Raw genomic sequence first — 15,304 nt, 5'->3', positions numbered from 1 at the left:
CCACGAAGGTGCGCAGCTCGAATAGGTGCCGCGGCGCCGGCCCTCTTCTGGCCGGCCGCCAGATGGTCAGCGGCGTGCGTCGGTATCGGTCAGGCCGAGGCCGGCCTCGGCAACACTCGCGTCCCTGGGCTGACGGGCGATGCGTGCCATCGCCTGCCGGGCAGAGCCGGTAAGGACGCGCAGTCGGTGTGGAAGAAGCATCGGAAGAGTCACGTCCCCGAACGCGAACGGCCGGTCCAGAGGTCTCAGGTATATGACGAGGCAGGCGAACATCGCCAGAGCGAAGCTTCCCAGCCCCATGAGCAGCCCGATGAGGGTGTGCAGGGTGAGACCGGCCACCAGCAGGTACGGCCGGACGGCCCGCCGGGACACCAGCCCCATGACCAGGGCGAACTCGATCGCCACCGGCCCCCAGGTGAGCAGCGTGACGCCGACCGATGAGACGCGCAGAGGTTCGAGAACCCCCGCCGCCCAGCCGGGACCACCGAACAGCGGATCGCTGAGCCAGTAGTACAGGGCGGTGCCGTCGGCCCATTCCTCCCGGCCCAGCTTCGCCACCGAGGACTGCAGGTAGATGCCCGCGACCTGGACACGGATGACAAGCAGGGCCGACCATGCGACCAGCGAGGTGACCGGATCACCGACGGCCTGGGGGTGTCCCCAGTGCCAGGCGCGTCCGTCGGTCAGCGCGATCGGCAGGAGCAGGAGGGTGAGCACCGCGGCGACCTGGTCCCCGCCGTCGGGGATCGTCGCGGACGCCTGGAAGCTCACGGCCACCCACCAGTGCGGCAGCGCGGTGAACCGCGGCCGCCACCCGGAGGCGGCGACAGCGAGGACCGCGATGGCCACCGGATGCGCCTGGTCGGCGTCGAGGACGCAGAACAGGCCGTAGGCGGCGGCGCCGTCACAGTACGGGTAGTCGGGAACGCCCTGCGCGGGCCTGAAGAGCGAGGAGGTCTCGCTGGCGAGCAGCGTGGTCAGGGTGCAGAGGGCGAGCAGGGTCCTGGCCAGCCCGTACACGTTCGTCCACGGACTCGTCTCGGCGATTCCCCGTGCCTTCGCGCCGAGTCCACTCAGCATGCGACCTCCAATCGCACCACCGAGACCGGCATCTGGGTGTGCGCCGCGGCGTCCGCCCAGGCCCACGGCAGTGGCTTCTGCCGTGTCACCTCAAGCGTTCCGCAGAGAATCGGATCGGGAGAGGGGTTGCGCACCGGCACCGCCGCGCCGGGTAGTCCGAGGCATCCGGTCACCTCGCGTCGGCAGTCGCGCCACCGGTCGGCGGGTACGGCCGCGAGCAGGATGCCGCGTTCGACTCCCTCGGCGCGGGAGCGTCGGTCAAACCCCCACAGGTTGCGCGGCTCGGCGTGTGGCCCGAGCGCGACGGACTGCCACGCTCCGGTGGCGGACGCGCGCCACACGGTCTCCCTCGGTTCGCGGGCGGACTTGGTGAAGAACGCCCACCCCTGGGGAGCGACCAGCCGCGCCGCCTCGCTCACCGTTCGCTGCGCGGGCAGCCGGAGGGCGGCGCTGGGCAGCTGGCCGATGACGACATAGAGGATCAGGGCGGTCCACCCGAGGCCGAGTGCGGCGGCGGACATGCCCAGCCTGGCGTCGGCGTTCACCGGGCAAGAGTCTTCGCCACGTCGTCGACCCAGCGTTCCTGGGCCAGAACGGTGCCACCCTCGGGGATGACGCTCCAGAACCGGTTGGTGTTCCAGATGGTGTTGGTCTGCTTGAGCAGCGTGGAATCGACCACGATGAAGGAGTAGGCGACGTCGGGAGCGGACGCGAGACCGCTGTCGCCGACCGGCGTCTTCGCGGCCAGCTCGCCAGCGGTGGACGCGGCCTGCTCGATGCGGATCCGGTCGCCGCTGGTGATCGCGGTCTCGAAGGCGGGGAAGAAGTCCGGCTCGGCGCGCTTTATCCCGGCGACCAGCTGCTCCGCCTTGGCTGCGGGCCAGGCTCCGGTCGAGGATGGGGCGCGCAGGTCCGGATACGTTTCCGCCACCTGGCCCTGTCCCAGGAAAAGCCCTCGGAACAGGGCTTCCCCGTCATAACGTCTGACCTCTGTGGCCCCCAGCGCACTGGAGGCACCTAAGAGGCTTATAGCGCACAATAGTCCTATAGATACCTGTCTATGCTGCATTGGCACCCCGTAACAACCCGTATCGGGCAAGACGGAAGTTATCCTATAATTTCTATAACAATCAGTAAAGGGGCCAATGGCCTGGCCAGACGCCATACCACCTTTTTGCCTACGGCGGAGGCGCCCAATCTTGAGACCTTATGAAGCTGAACATCGACCCTAACTCCACAGTCCCGCTTTTTGACCAGATCGCCCGGGGCCTGCGGCGCGAGCTGATCACGGGAACGTTGCGACCCGGTGACCACCTGCCTCCCGCCAAGACACTGGCGGCGAGCCTTCAGGTGAACCTGCACACGGTGCTGCGCGCCTACGCGCTGCTCCGCGACGAGGGCATGGTCGAGGTACGCCGCGGCAGGGGAACCGTGGTCATCGCCCCCGGGACACGAAGTGGAGACCGGCGCCTGGACAGAGCGCTCGTGAGCCTCGTCGTCGAAGCGCGACGGGCCGGCATCACGGAGAGTGCTCTGATGAATCTTGTGTCACACGCTTTCCGAAGCAACACAGGTTATGACACCATCTCGGACTGATCAATACAGCGTCATCTATCCGCTTTTAGATAAATGTTATAATAGTGGAGGAATATGCGATTCCAGGAGGAGGATAGGCGAGCGGCAATACGTTTCTTACTCATTGTGGTGCTCGCTCCTCTCAGCGTGTTCGTCTTGGCCCTGGCGGTGCCCTTCCTCCTCAGCGAGCGTCTGCCCGACCCGGTGGCCGCCCACTTTACCGACGGACGCCCCGATGAGTCAGCCCCACTGCAACCACTGATCCGGGACATCCTGATAGTCGGCGCGAGCGCGTGGTCGATCCTGGCCCTGCTCGCCTACCTGCGGCCCCCGGGCTCGCTCGGGCGCAGGGCCGCCGCGGGCGGCGCCGTGGCCCTGCCCACCACGCTGGGGCTCGCCGTGCTACTGGGCACGGTGGGCGCCAACCTGGACGCCCCGACCTGGCGAGAGGCCACCACGTCACCGGCCTCGGAGGTCATCACGATTGCCGGTGGAGCGCTGGCCCTCGTGTTCGGCGCGATCGCCGTGCATCCGCTGCGGCGGGGCCCGCGTGAGACCACCGACCTGCCGACCGAGCCGATCATCGGCCAGGCACGCTCCCGGCGGGGGCGTATGGTGTGGATCGGTCAGTCCCGCAATCCCGACCTGGTGTGGAAGACGTTCACGGTCACCTGCATCATGGTCGTGCTCACGATCGCCGGTACGTACTGGATGGCCGTACCGGCTCTCCTGTCGCTGACCACGCTGCATCTGTGGGGCGGAATCGTCGCCTCCTTCGACGGAACGGCGCTCTCGGTCCGGGGCCGCATCCCGTTCGGTCTCATCCGGCGCATCCCGCTCAGCCGGATCGAGACCGCGGAGAAGATCGAGATCGATCCGCGGGAGTGGGGCTGGGGTTGGCGGCTGCGCGGCATCAGACGGCACGCCATCGTGATCCGTAAGGGCGAGGGGCTCCTGGTGGCGCTACGCGGGGGCGGCGAATTCGTGGTGACCGTCGACGACGCCGCCGGCGGCGCCGAGGAGATCAGGCGTGCCCTGCGCGGGCGACCCCCCACCTGCCCGGCCACCGTCCCGGGGATCACGACCCGCTACCTCGCCGGCGGGACCGGTGGGGCCGGCGAACTCCAGGAGAAGCGGAGGCCCCAGCGGCTGTGGCCCTCAGCGGGGCTCGGCGTGACGGCTCACGACCTGTCGTGCGGCGGTTGAGCCATCCGGTGAGCGCGGTGGTGACGACGGTGGCCGGGCGGAGCAGGCTCCTTTCTTCGAGGTCGTGCCATCGGGCGGGTCAGGAGGGCGGGTCAGGAGGCCGGCACCGGCCGCGACCTCCCACCCGAGAACGCCCCCATGCCGTACAGCAGCGGGTTTCCAGGACCGGCCTCCACGTTCACGACCCGGCCGAAGAGCACCGCGTGGTCGCCCACGACCAACGTCTCGGCCACCTGGCACTCGGCCACCGCGAAGGCGTCCTCGACCAGCCAGGGCAGCCCGGTGAGCGCCGTCCTCCGCCAGGCGACCTGATCGAAGCGATCGGATTCCGGCGAGGCGAAGAGTTCCGCCGTGCTCTGGGCGCCGTCGTCGAGCAGGTTCACCGTGAACTCTCCCCGGCTGCCGACCGCGGCCAGCGTCCCGCTCCGGATGTCCAGGCAGACCAGTAGCGTCGGCGGGTCGAGCGTCACACTGGTGAGCGAGTTGCAGGTCAGCCCGTGCGGCCGCTCGTCGCCGTCGATGGACGTGATGATCGTGACACCGGTGAAGTAGGAGCTCATGAAGCCGCGGAAGGCGTCCGGCGTCACGAGGTGATGCCGGTCAGCCATTGATACCGGCCAGGTACTCGTAACAGCTGGGCAGCGCGGCGACCATCTCCTCGGCCTCCGACCTGATCCGGGCGAACTCGGCCAGGGCGTTGCCGGGGTCGAGGTGTTTCAACGCCGGCGGCGCCGTACGGGGAGGGTTGCCGAGACCGAGGTTCATCGCGTTCCACGAGTAGCTCTCGAAGCCGTGGAAGTAGGGGTAGATGGTCTCCTCGTCCAGCAGGCGTGACTGGGCGAGGTCGAGTTTCTCCCGCAGCCCGGCGGGCATCGCGCGGGTCTTCGCCTCCTTCCAGTACGGCGTGTCGTCGCGCTGCGCGGACTTGTAGTGCAGGACGAGGAACTCCTTCACCCCGTCCACGGCGTGCGCGACCCGGGTGTTGTACGCCGCGATCTGGTCGCTGTCCCACCGCTCGTCGGGGAAGTGCTTGACGAGCTGCTCGATGCCGTGCTGGATGAAGAAGATGCCGGTGGACTCCAGCGGCTCGACGAACGCGCTGGAGAGGCCGATCGCCACGCAGTTCTTGACCCACGACTCCCGGTTGCGGCCGATGCGCATCCGGATGTGGTTGGCCTGGAGGTCCTCCTGGCCGGGCGCGGCGGCCTGACGCAGCTCCCGCTCGGCCTCCTCCGGGCCGATGAACTGGTCGGAGTAGACGTAGCCGGTGCCGTTACGGCGGAACAGCGGGATGGTCCACATCCAGCCCGCGCTCATCGCGGTCGCCGTGGTGTACGGGCTCATGTCCGTGGCCTCTTCACGCGGCACCCGGAGCGCGACCGCGCGGTTGTTGGGCAGCACGTCCTCGAACGACTGGAACTCGGTGCCGAGCGTCTGATTGATCAGCATGCCGCGGAAACCCGTGCAGTCGATGAAGAGGTCACCGGCGATCTCACCGTGGGCCGCGGTGTGCACGTGGCTGATCCAGCCGCGCTCGTCCTGCGCGACGTGCTGCACGTTGTCCAGGATGTGCCGGACACCGCGCTTGACGGAGAAGTCGGCCAGATATCTGGCGACCTCGTCGGCGTCGAAGTGATAGGCGTACGGGAACTGGGCCCGCTGCTCGGCCAGGGTGGACCGGCCCAGCGGGCCGTCCAGCTCGGAGGCGAAGAGCGACCCGTCCCGCATCCGCGGCGAGCGCTTGGCCTCGCAGAGCGCCGTGGTGATGAAGCAGGAGCGGTCGAACGGCCTGCTGCGGTCGCCCAGTTCGAGCCACCAGTCGGCGATGGAGAATCCGTCCACCACGCGCAGCCGCTCGAACGGGTGGTAGAAGTACTCGCCCGTTCCGCTCCAGTTCTCGAAGCGGATGCCGAGCTTGTAGCCCCCGGCGCATTTCGGCAGCCAGTCGGCCTCGTCAAGACCGAGGTAGTCGAAGAAGTGCCGCACGGTGCTGAAGGTGGCCTCGCCGACGCCGATCCGCTTCACCTGGGGCGATTCCACCAGGGTCACGTCGATCCGGTCGCCGAACGCCGCCATCAGATAGCCGGCCGTCATCCATCCGGCCGTACCACCGCCCACGATAACCACGGATCGGATCATTAAAGCTCCTCAACATTCGTTGGAAAGGCCGGATCTCGGCCCGGTCAGGCCAGCTCGTAGACGACGGAGTCGGCGGGGACCCGCACGACGCGAGCGTTCAGGAACTTCCAGCCGCTCTCCTCGAACACGCCCTCCCACTCGGCGAGCGTGGGCAGGTAGACGCCCATCAGGTCGTGGGCCGTCTCGAACGCCAGCGTGAACACGGGCTTGTCCCGGTCGGGGATGCCGGTGGTCCGCGCCGTGTCGCCGAGCAGGAACCTCCGGACGTTGGGGAACGCCTCGCGCAGCCGGCGCAGCGAGGCCACGCACCGCTCTCGCGGCCAGAAGTCGTGGCCCATCATGAAGCAGGTGAGCACCTCCACCTTCTCCAGGCGGGGGTCCTGGCCCAGGTCGCGCACGTCCGCCTCGATGAAGTCGAAGCGCCCGCCGAAGCCCTCGGCGGCCACGTTCTCCGCGGCGTCGCGGAGGGCGTCGGGCGCGATGTCGATCCCGATGCCCTGGACGTTGGGGTAGCGGCTCGCGATCTGCGCCAGGCGCCCGCCGCTGCCGCACCCGAGGTCCGCGACGGTGCCGAAGTCGAAGTCGAGCGCCTCCATCGCCTCCCAGAAGACCGGATCGAACGAATGCCGGTTGATGTCCTTGCAGGCGTAACCGATGGCCACGGCGTTGCGCCGATAGAAACCACCGACCCTGTTCTCGTTGCGGACGATGCCCGGCATGTTCGCGAACAGCTCGGCGCAGCCGATGGTCAGCCAGTGGAAGAACGCCTTGTCCCGGTAGACCTCGGCGAACGCCGACCCGGCACGCACCGTGTCCGCACCGTCGTCCGCACTGTCGCGGACCACCACACCGGCCGAGCCGAGCGCGGCGAACATGCTCCGCATGGACGGCAGATGCAGGTTGTGCTTCGCACAGAACGCGGGGACGTCGATCACGCCGCGGTCGTTCAGGACGTCGAACGCGCCCACCTCCCACGCGGCGGCGATCGCGAACCCGGCCACGGTGGAGTTGAAGATGTTGGCGGACAGCCCCGTGCCGTCGGAGGACGGGCCGAATCCGGTCGCGTGTGCGGTCATCAAGCTCTCCTTCAAGCGGGCATCGGCGAAGGCGACACGACCGTCGCGTTCAGCGAGCCGGTACAGGCGGGAAAGGTCCCGGCTCGCGGGCCGGGGAGGGGTCACACGATCCGCACGTCCGGGACGTACAGGATCCACTTGCCGCCCGCGTCCCGGAACTCCTGCTCCTTCGCCATGATCTCCTCGGCGTGGTTCCAGGCGAACAGCAGGGCGTAGTCGGGGTAGGGCCGCGAGAAGTCCGCAGGCGTCCGCACCGGGATGTGCGTACCCGGGGTGAGCCGCCCCTGCTTGGTGGGGGTGCTGTCGCAGACGAAGGAGACCAGGTCGGGCCCGATGCCGCAGAGGTTCGTCACGGTCGCGCTCTTCGCCGTGGCACCGTACCCGACCACCGACCTCCCCTCGTCGCGAAGGCGGCGCAGCAGTGACGTGAGGCCCTCGCGGATCTTCAGCACGTTCTCGCCGAACCGGCGCAGCGTGGCCATCTCGCCGAGCCCGCGCGCGTCCTCCTCCGCCAGCAGCCCGGCCACCGCGGCGGACGGCTGCCGCGCCCCGGCGGGAGCCAGCGTGTAGCGGACCTCCCCGCCGTGCACCGGGAGCCGCTCCACGTCCACCAGCTCCAGCCCGTGCGCGGCGGCCATCGCACGAACCGACCGCACGGTGAAGAAGAAGAAGTGCTCGTCGTAGATCTGGTCGAACGAGGTCCGTTCGACGATGTCGGAGAGGTAGGGGTCCTCGAAGACGAACACTCCGGTCGGCGCCAGCAGCGCGGCGACGCCGGACAGGACCGACCCGATGTAGGGGATGTGGCAGAGCGTGTTGGCCGCGTAGACGACGTCGGCGTGCCCCTCCGCGGCGAGGATCTCCTTCGCGGTCGACTCCTCGAAGAACGACTTTCTGACCCTGATCCCCTTCTCGGCGGCGAGGTCGGCCACGCCTCCGGAAGGCTCCACGCCGAGGTGCCGGACGCCGGCCTCCGCGAGCGCCCTGAGCATCACGCCGTCGTTGCATCCCACCTCGACGATGAACGGGTTCTCGCCGGTGAGCTCGGTCGTGAGCAGACGCTTGGCCAGCCCCTCGAAGTGGTCGCGCATGTACGCCGACCCGGAGGAGTAGTACGGGTACTCCTCGTGGAACATGCGGTCCCGCGGCACCTCCTCCATGAGCTGCACCATCGTGCACGCCTCGCAGAGGCCGGTGGCGAGGCGGAAGAAGAACTCCTGGCCGAGGTCGGAGCCGGGGGCGAGGAAGGCGTCGGACAGCGGCTGGCGCCCGAAGTCGAAAAACTCATGAACAGTGCCACCGCACACGCGGCATTGGGATGTGTTCGGCATATGAGCTCCTGACTGACCAAAACCGACGGCGAGTTGAGTGGGCCGAGCGTCAATGGGCGGACTCATCCGCGGTGTCCTCGACCAAGGAACGGGAATCGCTCCGTACAAGTTTCCGCAAGCAATGCTCTTTCGGCAAACACTTCGTTCCCAGAGCACCCTACGGCGATGGTGTTTCGCCTTTCTTGAGCTGGCCGGGAACTGATTTAATTTCCGGGAGCCGGGCCGGTTCGCTGTCCCGCCAGCGGGACGAAGAGGCGGTTCGCCTCGGGGTTTATCTGGTACGGCGGGAGCACCCTGCGGCGCCACCCGGCCGACGGCCGCCTAGCATTTTGCGTTGTTAATTCGCTATCAATGGCGGGCACGGCGCAACCGCGCGACGAATGCGGAGGAGACCGATGATTACTGCCGGGCTCAAGCTGACCAAGAGCGGCGGCCTCGCCCTGATCCGGGATGGCAGGCTCGAGTTCAATATCGAGATCCAGCAGCTGGACAACAACCCACGTTATAGCGGCGTCCAGGACCTGGAAACCCTGCCGAAATTGCTGGCCGACCGGGGATACGACGTGGACGACGTCGACGAATGGGTGGTCGACGGCTGGACGGGCACGAAAAGCGGTCGGGTGCTGGATGTCGAGGTGGCGTCGTACCTGGAGACGGGGTCGGCGCCCGACCCCGCCCTGCCCGGCCACCGGGGCACCGTCCTACTGGGCGGGAAGTCCAGACCATATACCAGCTATCCGCATGTGACGAGCCATATCGCGGCGGCCTACTGCACGAGCCCGTTCGCCCGGCGCGGCGAGCCCGCCATGGTCCTGGTGTGGGACGGCGACGGCTTCCCACGGCTCTACCATGTCGACGAGAGCGGGCGGATCGAGGCCGACGGCGCGCTGTTCCCGCTCATCGGCGACGTGTACGCCATGGCCACCCGGCATTTCGGACCGTTTCCCCGGGAGAGCGGGGAGGGCGAACCCGACCCCCGCGCGGCGGGGAACCTCATGGCGTACATCGCGATGGGCACCGTCAAGGACGAGATCCAGGTGGTGCTCCGCACGCTGTTCCACGAGCACTTCGAGGCGGACACACCTCGGGCGCGGGAGTACCGGCAGGCGGTCGTCGGCTGCGGCGGCACCGCCGAGCCGTCCCACCGATACGTACACGCCTACCTGGGCGAGCTCCGCGAGCGGATGGACCGGCTGGGCGGCGGCGACGCCGACGTACTGGCCGGCCTGCACGACTTCGTGGAGAGGCTCCTCATCGAGCGACTGGTGCCGCGGATGCGGGCGTGGCGGGGAGACGGGCCGTTCAACCTGTGCTTCGCGGGCGGCTGCGCGCTCAACGTCAAGTGGAACTCCGCGCTCCGTGCGGAGCCGGCGATCCGCGAGATGTGGGTGCCGCCCTTCCCCGACGACTCGGGATCGGCGATCGGCGCCGCGGCGGCCCATCTGGGCCGTGTGGACGGCCTGCGCCCACTCGAGTGGGACCTGCGGGCCGGCCCCGTGCCGGTCCGCCACCCGCATCTGCCCGCGGGCTGGTCGGTGTCGCCGTGCCGGCCGGAGGAACTGGCCCGCCTGCTGCACCTCACCGGCAAGCCGGCGATTGTGCTCAGCGGGCGGGCCAAGCTCGGCCCACAGGCGCTGGGGTCGCGCAGCATCCTGGCCCCCGCCGTCGACGCGGGCATGCGCCGGCTGCTGAACGAGGTGAAGCAGCGCGACGGGCACCGGCCGGTCACCCCGATATGCCTGGCCGACCACGCGCGGGACGTGTTCGATCCGGGGACGCCGGACCCGTACATGCTGTTCGAGCACCGCCTCCGCCCTGAGTGGGTGGATCGGATCCCCGCCGTCCAGCACCTGGACGGCACGACCCGGTTGCAGACGGTCGGCGCGGACGACGATCCGACGCTGACCACCATCCTGCGCGAGTACCGCAAGTGGAGCGGGATTCCGGTGCTGTGCGGCACGAGTGCCGGTCTGAGCGGGAGCGGGTTCTTCCCCGACGTCGTCTCCGCGATGCGCTGGGGCCGGATCGACATCATCTGGAGCGACGGCGTCCTGTACCGCCGCGTCCGCAACGGCAGCGAGTGAAGGAGCCGCACACATGACCCGAGAACCGCGCGCGATGGTGATCTCGCTCCAGAAGAGCGGGACCCACCTGATGCAGGAACTCATGCTGGAGCTGGGTTTCAAGATGGTCGGTGTGCCCCGGCCCGCGCCGCACACCGTGCCCGTGTTCGACGAGGAGCAGAGCATGGCCATCGCGGCGCAGGTTCTCTCCAAGCTCGACTACGACGAGTTCGTCGAGCTGCGGGGCACCGAGGCGTTCGCCGAGCGCGCCCAGGAGCTCTGGGGGACGATGGTCTGGCACTGGCAGCGCCAGCTCGGCCAGCGGGTGGTCAACCGGTACGGGCGCACCAGGTACGAGTACGCCGAAGGGCTCGCCACCAACCCGCACCTGTCCTACAGCCGGTTCGCCGACACCCCGCCCGGCCTGTGCTGGATCTTCCACGAGCTGGACATCGAGCGGGTGGACGGCACCTTCCTGAGCGAGTGGGTGGAGACCGCGAGCCCGCCGCTCATCTTCAACTACCGTGACCCGCGTGACGCCGTCGTCTCCATGATCAACTTTCTGGAGGGGCGGACCAGGGAGGGGTACGGCAACTTCTTCGAGGCCGACATCTTCAGCGCGATCCTGGCCGGCAAGCCCACCTGGGAAGAGAAGATCGACTACGCGTTGCGGGACCGGTCGTTCCTCGGCCGGGACCAGTTCGAGAAGGCGCTCTGGCTGCTCAATCACCCGAAGGTCTGCAAGGTGCGGTACGAGGACCTGGTCGGGCCGCAGGGGGGCGGCTCCCGCGAGCGGCAGCTCGACGCGGTGAACCGGGTGCTGCGCCATCTCGGCTCCGACCGGGACGCGGAGGAGGTCGCGGGCCGGGTCTACAACCCCGACTCGTGGAGCTTCTACAAGGGCCGCAGCGGCGGCTGGCAGGAGCGGTTCACCGCGCGCAACCTGGCCAGGTTCAACGAGCAGTTCGGTGACCTGCTGGAGCAGTACGGCTACGAATGAGGCGAAATGCCCCGGCCAGCGGCGGTGCCGGAAGCCGCACCGCCGCCAGGCCCCCGTGCCGCGTCCTAGACTTACCCGGGATGGATGAATTCGCCGTGCCGCCCGCGTCCCGGCGCAGCGTACGCGACTGGCTCGTGGACATCGGCCTGTTCCTCTTCGCGGCGGCCTTCGGAATCGTGGCGGCCGCCGAGCGTCTTCAGATGCCCACCCCGGACGTGTTGCCCTGGGTGTTCCAGCTCGACCAGGTGATCGGCGTGCTGGGCTGTGCCGCGCTGTGGCTGCGGCGGCGCCATCCGGTCGAGCTGGCCCTGACCCTCGTCGTCCTGTCGGCCTTCTCCGAGCTGGTCGCGGGCGCGATGCTGGTGGCACTGTTCACGGTGGCGGTGCACCGGGCGGCGCGGACCACGATCGCCGTCTTCGCGTTGAGCCTGCTCGCCGCGCTGGTCTACGCCGTGATCAGGCAGGAGGTCGGCACGTCGCGCGAGCTGCTGTTCCTGCTGGGGGTCGCGACCCAGGGCTCCGCCACCGGCTGGGGCCTTTTCGTGCACCACCGGCGCCGGCTCCTGCTGTCGCTGCGGGAGAGCGCCGCCAGGGCCGAGGCCGAGGCCCAGCAGCGTGCCCGCGAGGCGATCGCCAGGGAGATCCACGACGTCCTCGGGCACCGGCTGTCCCTGCTGAGCGTGCACGCGGGCGCGCTGGAGTTCCGGCCGGACGCCCCCTCGGAGGACATCGCCCGCGCGGCCAAGGTGATCAGGCAGAGCGCCCATCAGGCGCTGCAGGACCTGCGGGAGGCCATCGGCGTGCTGCGGGCCCCGGTCGGCGAGCTGTCGCAGCCGTCCCTGGCCGACGTCGAGGAGCTCGCCGCCGAGTCCCGGCGGGCCGGGATGCGGGTGAACCTCACCCAGGAGGTTCCCGGGACCGTTCCCGGCCGGAGCGCCGGCACCGCCTACCGGATCGTGCAGGAGGCCCTCACCAACGCCCGCAAGCACGCTCCCGGAGCGGAGGTGTGGGTGCACACCACGGGGACACCCGGCCAGTGGCTCTCGATCGAGGTGCGCAACTCCGCGCCCGTCACCCCTCCCTCGGCCGCCCCCGCTCCCTCCCCCGCGCCCGGCGAGGGCTCAGGGCAGGGGCTGGTCGGGCTGGCCGAACGTGTCGCCCTGATCGGCGGGCGGCTGGAGCACGGGCCCACCGCCGAAGGTGGCTGGCGCCTGTCGTCCTGGCTACCCTGGCCGGTATGACCTCCCAGCAGCCACGGCAGGTCGGCGTGCTCATCGTCGACGACGACCCCCTGGTACGCGCCGGGCTGGTGATGATGCTGGGCGGCGCGCCCGACCTCAACATCGTCGCGGAGGCGGGCGACGGGAGTGAGGCGCTCTCGCTGGCCGCCCGGCATCGCCCCGACGTCGTCCTGATGGACATCCGGATGCCCGTCATGGACGGGCTGACCGCGACCAGGGAGCTCCGCGCCCGCCCCGGCGCCCCGGAGGTCATCGTGATGACCACCTTCGACGCCGACGACCATGTCCTGCGCGCGCTGCGCGCGGGAGCGGCCGGCTACCTGCTCAAGGACACCCCGCCCGCGGAGATCGTGGCCGCGGTGCGCCAGGTCACCCTGGGCAACCCGGTGCTCTCCCCCGCCGTGACGCGGCGCCTCATCGCCCGGGTCGCCGACGACGGCGAGAACGAGCGCCGCACCCGGGCGCGGGAGCGGCTGGCCCGGCTGGCCGGCCGGGAACGCGAGGTGGCGATCGCGGTCGGACAGGGCAGGTCCAACGCCGAGATCGGCGCCATGCTCCACCTCAGCCTGGCCACGGTGAAGACGCACGTGTCCAGCGTCCTCACCAAGTTCGACCTCAACAACCGGGTCCAGATCGCGCTGCTCGTCCACGACGCGGGCCTGCTCGACGACCCGCGGTGACTCAGCCTGCGGCGCGCTTGGACTTCCACCAGGAGGGGTTGTCGGCGTACCAGCGGACGGTCTCCGCCAGGCCGTCCTCGAACGCGGTCAGCGGCCGGTAGCCGAGAGCGCGCAGCTTCGCGTCGTCGAGCGAGTAGCGGCGGTCGTGACCCTTGCGGTCGGTCACCCGCTCGACCATGGTCCAGTCGGCCTCCAGCGCGTCCAGCAGCCGCTGGGTGAGTTCCAGGTTGGTCAGCTCGGCGGTGCCCGCGATGTGGTAGACCTCGCCGGGCTCGCCCTGTTCGGCGACCAGGCGGATGCCCCGGCAGTGGTCGTCGACGTGGATCCAGTCTCGGATGTTGCCGCCGTCGCCGTACAGCGGAACCTTCCCGCCCTCCAGCAGGTTGGTGACGAAGAGCGGGATGACCTTCTCCGGGAACTGGTACGGCCCGTAGTTGTTGCCGCACCGGGTGATCGACACCGGCAGCCCGTGCGTGATCGCGTAGGCGCGGGCGATCATGTCGCCGCCCGCCTTGGCCGCCGCGTACGGCGAGCGTGGGCGGAGCGGGGCGTCCTCGTCCCAGGAGCCCGTCTCGATCGACCCGTACACCTCGTCCGTCGAGACCTGGACGACCCTCGGCGTACCGGCGTCCAGGCAGGCCTGCATCAGCGTCTGGGTGCCGAGCACGTTGGTGCGGACGAACTCGCCGGCCCCCTCGATCGACCGGTCGACGTGCGACTCGGCCGCGAAGTTGATCACGACGTCATGGCCGGGGACCACCCGGCCGAGCAGCTCGGCGTCGCAGATGTCGCCCTGGACGAAGTCGTGCGGCACCCCTTCCAGGTTGGTGGGGTCCGCGGCGTACGTGAGCCGGTCGAGCACGGTGATCCGGGCATCCCGGGTGGTGCGCACGAAATGGGACCCGATGAACCCGGCACCGCCGGTGACGAGGATTCTCATGAGTGAGACACACCTTTCTGTCTGGGTAGAGCGCAGGCGACACGCGCTACCGGGCCAGGCACCATTCCAGCACTGCCATGGCGCTGTGGAGCTTGTTACGCGCCTGTTCGAAGGCGATGCTCGACGGGCCGTCCAGCACCTCGGCGGTCACCTCCTCGCCGCGATGCGCCGGCAGGTCGTGCATGAAGCAGGCGTCCGGGTAACGGGACATGAGGGATACGTCCACCTGAAACGGTGCGAATATCTGCCGCCATCGCAGGTCGGGTTTGCTGGTCCCGGTGGTCTGCCAGCGGGTGGTGTAGACGACGTCGACCTGGGCGGGCAGCGACAGCATGTCGTGGCTCTCGCGGACACTGCCGCCGGATCGCGCGGCCAGCGCGGCCGCCTCCGCGAGCACGTCCGGCGTGAGGCCGTACCCGCGGGGAGTGCGGAACTCCAGCTCGACGCTGGGGAACCTGGAGAGCGCGAAGGCGAGCGCGACCGCGGTGTTGTTGCCCTCACCGACGTAGAGCACGCGCAGACCCTTGAGACGGCCGAACCTGGCCGACATCGTGGTGAGGTCGGCCAGGGCCTGCGTGGGGTGCTCCTCGGCGCTCATCGCGTTGACGACGGCGGGGCAGTGCTCGGCGAACGTCCGCATCTCCCGCTGCGGCCCGGCGGTACGGATGACCAGGCCGTCCAGCATGCCGCCGAGCACCCTCGCGGTGTCCTCCAGCGTCTCACCGGTGTTGAGCTGCAGGTCGCCGGGCCCGTAGGTGATCACCTGCGCGCCGAGTCGCAGCGCGCCGGTGGTGAAGGAGGTCCGGGTACGGGTGGAGGTCTTGCTGAAGTAGACGCCGACGATCCGGCCGCGCAGCGGGGCGTCGTGCGCCTCCGGGGCCGCGGCGAGGTCGACACCGCGCCGGACGATCGACTCGATGTCGTCGTCCTTGAGGTCGCGCAGCGAGATCACATCACGGGAACCGACCATGAC

The 15,304-nt window shown here is 69.4% G+C and carries 15 protein-coding genes; 6 read left to right on the top strand and 9 right to left on the bottom strand.

Annotated features, from left to right (window positions below; all coding sequences use genetic code 11):
* Nucleotides 1-66: 66 nt before the first annotated feature.
* The 3 genes from OIE13_RS32495 to OIE13_RS32485 are packed head-to-tail and all read right to left on the bottom strand — an operon-like array spanning nucleotide 67 to nucleotide 2,011.
* Nucleotides 67-1,080 carry a sporulation-delaying protein SdpB family protein gene (locus tag OIE13_RS32495; protein ID WP_326645822.1) on the bottom strand — a complete coding sequence of 338 codons (1,014 nt, stop codon included), beginning with the start codon at nucleotides 1,078-1,080 and terminating at the stop codon, nucleotides 67-69.
* On the bottom strand, nucleotides 1,074-1,625 hold the full coding sequence (locus tag OIE13_RS32490) for an SdpA family antimicrobial peptide system protein (protein WP_326645824.1): 552 nt from the start codon (nucleotides 1,623-1,625) through the stop codon (nucleotides 1,074-1,076). Before OIE13_RS32490 ends, OIE13_RS32495 begins: the two co-directional genes overlap by 7 nt.
* Complete coding sequence (locus OIE13_RS32485; protein WP_326645826.1) at nucleotides 1,622-2,011, bottom strand: hypothetical protein; 390 nt, start codon at nucleotides 2,009-2,011, stop codon at nucleotides 1,622-1,624. Before OIE13_RS32485 ends, OIE13_RS32490 begins: the two co-directional genes overlap by 4 nt.
* 278 nt (nucleotides 2,012-2,289) lie before the next feature.
* Between OIE13_RS32485 and OIE13_RS32480 the strand changes: the two genes are divergently transcribed.
* Together OIE13_RS32480 and OIE13_RS32475 are read left to right on the top strand one after the other, a co-directional pair.
* Nucleotides 2,290-2,676, top strand: coding sequence for a GntR family transcriptional regulator (locus tag OIE13_RS32480; protein WP_326645828.1), 387 nt, complete (start codon nucleotides 2,290-2,292; stop codon nucleotides 2,674-2,676).
* 108 nt (nucleotides 2,677-2,784) lie between these two features.
* Complete coding sequence (locus OIE13_RS32475) at nucleotides 2,785-3,861, top strand: hypothetical protein (protein ID WP_326645831.1); 1,077 nt, start codon at nucleotides 2,785-2,787, stop codon at nucleotides 3,859-3,861.
* A 92-nt stretch (nucleotides 3,862-3,953) separates the two neighbouring features.
* Here the strand turns inward: OIE13_RS32475 and OIE13_RS32470 are convergent, their stop codons facing one another.
* The 4 genes from OIE13_RS32470 to OIE13_RS32455 all read right to left on the bottom strand — a co-directional run bounded on the left by OIE13_RS32470 (nucleotide 3,954) and on the right by OIE13_RS32455 (nucleotide 8,407).
* Nucleotides 3,954-4,469, bottom strand: a complete 516-nt coding sequence (locus OIE13_RS32470; protein WP_326645833.1) for a flavin reductase family protein — start codon at nucleotides 4,467-4,469, stop codon at nucleotides 3,954-3,956.
* Nucleotides 4,462-6,000, bottom strand: a complete 1,539-nt coding sequence (locus tag OIE13_RS32465; protein ID WP_326645835.1) for a tryptophan halogenase family protein — start codon at nucleotides 5,998-6,000, stop codon at nucleotides 4,462-4,464. Before OIE13_RS32465 ends, OIE13_RS32470 begins: the two co-directional genes overlap by 8 nt.
* A gap of 44 nt (nucleotides 6,001-6,044) precedes the next feature.
* Nucleotides 6,045-7,076 carry a class I SAM-dependent methyltransferase gene (locus OIE13_RS32460; protein ID WP_326645837.1) on the bottom strand — a complete coding sequence of 344 codons (1,032 nt, stop codon included), beginning with the start codon at nucleotides 7,074-7,076 and terminating at the stop codon, nucleotides 6,045-6,047.
* A 101-nt stretch (nucleotides 7,077-7,177) separates the two neighbouring features.
* The gene (locus OIE13_RS32455; RefSeq protein ID WP_326645839.1) at nucleotides 7,178-8,407 is read right to left on the bottom strand and encodes a class I SAM-dependent methyltransferase; all 1,230 of its coding nucleotides are present in this window, start codon (nucleotides 8,405-8,407) and stop codon (nucleotides 7,178-7,180) included.
* Between the two features lie 395 nt (nucleotides 8,408-8,802).
* Here OIE13_RS32455 and OIE13_RS32450 point away from each other — a divergent pair, with 395 nt between their 5' ends.
* The 4 genes from OIE13_RS32450 (at nucleotide 8,803) to OIE13_RS32435 (ending at nucleotide 13,391) form a co-directional block, all read left to right on the top strand.
* A complete protein-coding gene (locus OIE13_RS32450) occupies nucleotides 8,803-10,491 on the top strand; it encodes a carbamoyltransferase N-terminal domain-containing protein (protein WP_326645841.1) in 1,689 nt (562 codons plus the stop codon).
* Nucleotides 10,492-10,504: 13 nt separating this feature from the next.
* On the top strand, nucleotides 10,505-11,470 hold the full coding sequence (locus OIE13_RS32445; RefSeq protein WP_326645843.1) for a hypothetical protein: 966 nt from the start codon (nucleotides 10,505-10,507) through the stop codon (nucleotides 11,468-11,470).
* Nucleotides 11,471-11,550: 80 nt separating this feature from the next.
* The gene (locus OIE13_RS32440) at nucleotides 11,551-12,711 is read left to right on the top strand and encodes a sensor histidine kinase (protein ID WP_326645844.1); all 1,161 of its coding nucleotides are present in this window, start codon (nucleotides 11,551-11,553) and stop codon (nucleotides 12,709-12,711) included.
* Nucleotides 12,708-13,391, top strand: a complete 684-nt coding sequence (locus OIE13_RS32435) for a response regulator transcription factor (protein ID WP_326645846.1) — start codon at nucleotides 12,708-12,710, stop codon at nucleotides 13,389-13,391. The genes OIE13_RS32440 and OIE13_RS32435 overlap by 4 nt, the downstream gene beginning before the upstream one ends.
* A 1-nt stretch (nucleotide 13,392) precedes the next feature.
* Here the strand turns inward: OIE13_RS32435 and rfbB are convergent, their stop codons facing one another.
* Together rfbB and OIE13_RS32425 are read right to left on the bottom strand one after the other, a co-directional pair.
* Complete coding sequence (rfbB, locus tag OIE13_RS32430; RefSeq protein WP_326645848.1) at nucleotides 13,393-14,331, bottom strand: dTDP-glucose 4,6-dehydratase; 939 nt, start codon at nucleotides 14,329-14,331, stop codon at nucleotides 13,393-13,395.
* Between the two features lie 46 nt (nucleotides 14,332-14,377).
* The gene (locus tag OIE13_RS32425) at nucleotides 14,378-15,301 is read right to left on the bottom strand and encodes an ornithine carbamoyltransferase (protein WP_326645850.1); all 924 of its coding nucleotides are present in this window, start codon (nucleotides 15,299-15,301) and stop codon (nucleotides 14,378-14,380) included.
* Between the last annotated feature and the right edge of the window lie 3 nt (nucleotides 15,302-15,304).

It is taken from the genome of Streptosporangium sp. NBC_01810 (assembly GCF_035917355.1).
Lineage (GTDB): Bacteria > Actinomycetota > Actinomycetes > Streptosporangiales > Streptosporangiaceae > Streptosporangium.
The sequence above is the reverse complement of the archived record's forward strand: the minus strand, read 5'-3'. Positions and strand labels throughout refer to the sequence as shown.

Bases quoted from the DNA above. Each gene is read 5' to 3' on its own strand.
- OIE13_RS32495 (WP_326645822.1), bottom strand. From the start codon at position 1,080: ATGCTGAGTGGACTCGGCGCGAAGGCACGGGGAATCGCCGAGACGAGT.
- OIE13_RS32480 (WP_326645828.1), top strand. From the start codon at position 2,290: ATGAAGCTGAACATCGACCCTAACTCCACAGTCCCGCTTTTTGACCAG.
- OIE13_RS32470 (WP_326645833.1), bottom strand. From the start codon at position 4,469: ATGGCTGACCGGCATCACCTCGTGACGCCGGACGCCTTCCGCGGCTTC.
- OIE13_RS32465 (WP_326645835.1), bottom strand. From the start codon at position 6,000: ATGATCCGATCCGTGGTTATCGTGGGCGGTGGTACGGCCGGATGGATG.
- OIE13_RS32460 (WP_326645837.1), bottom strand. From the start codon at position 7,076: ATGACCGCACACGCGACCGGATTCGGCCCGTCCTCCGACGGCACGGGG.
- OIE13_RS32455 (WP_326645839.1), bottom strand. From the start codon at position 8,407: ATGCCGAACACATCCCAATGCCGCGTGTGCGGTGGCACTGTTCATGAG.
- OIE13_RS32450 (WP_326645841.1), top strand. From the start codon at position 8,803: ATGATTACTGCCGGGCTCAAGCTGACCAAGAGCGGCGGCCTCGCCCTG.
- OIE13_RS32445 (WP_326645843.1), top strand. From the start codon at position 10,505: ATGACCCGAGAACCGCGCGCGATGGTGATCTCGCTCCAGAAGAGCGGG.
- OIE13_RS32440 (WP_326645844.1), top strand. From the start codon at position 11,551: ATGGATGAATTCGCCGTGCCGCCCGCGTCCCGGCGCAGCGTACGCGAC.
- OIE13_RS32435 (WP_326645846.1), top strand. From the start codon at position 12,708: ATGACCTCCCAGCAGCCACGGCAGGTCGGCGTGCTCATCGTCGACGAC.
- rfbB (WP_326645848.1), bottom strand. From the start codon at position 14,331: ATGAGAATCCTCGTCACCGGCGGTGCCGGGTTCATCGGGTCCCATTTC.
- OIE13_RS32425 (WP_326645850.1), bottom strand. From the start codon at position 15,301: ATGGTCGGTTCCCGTGATGTGATCTCGCTGCGCGACCTCAAGGACGAC.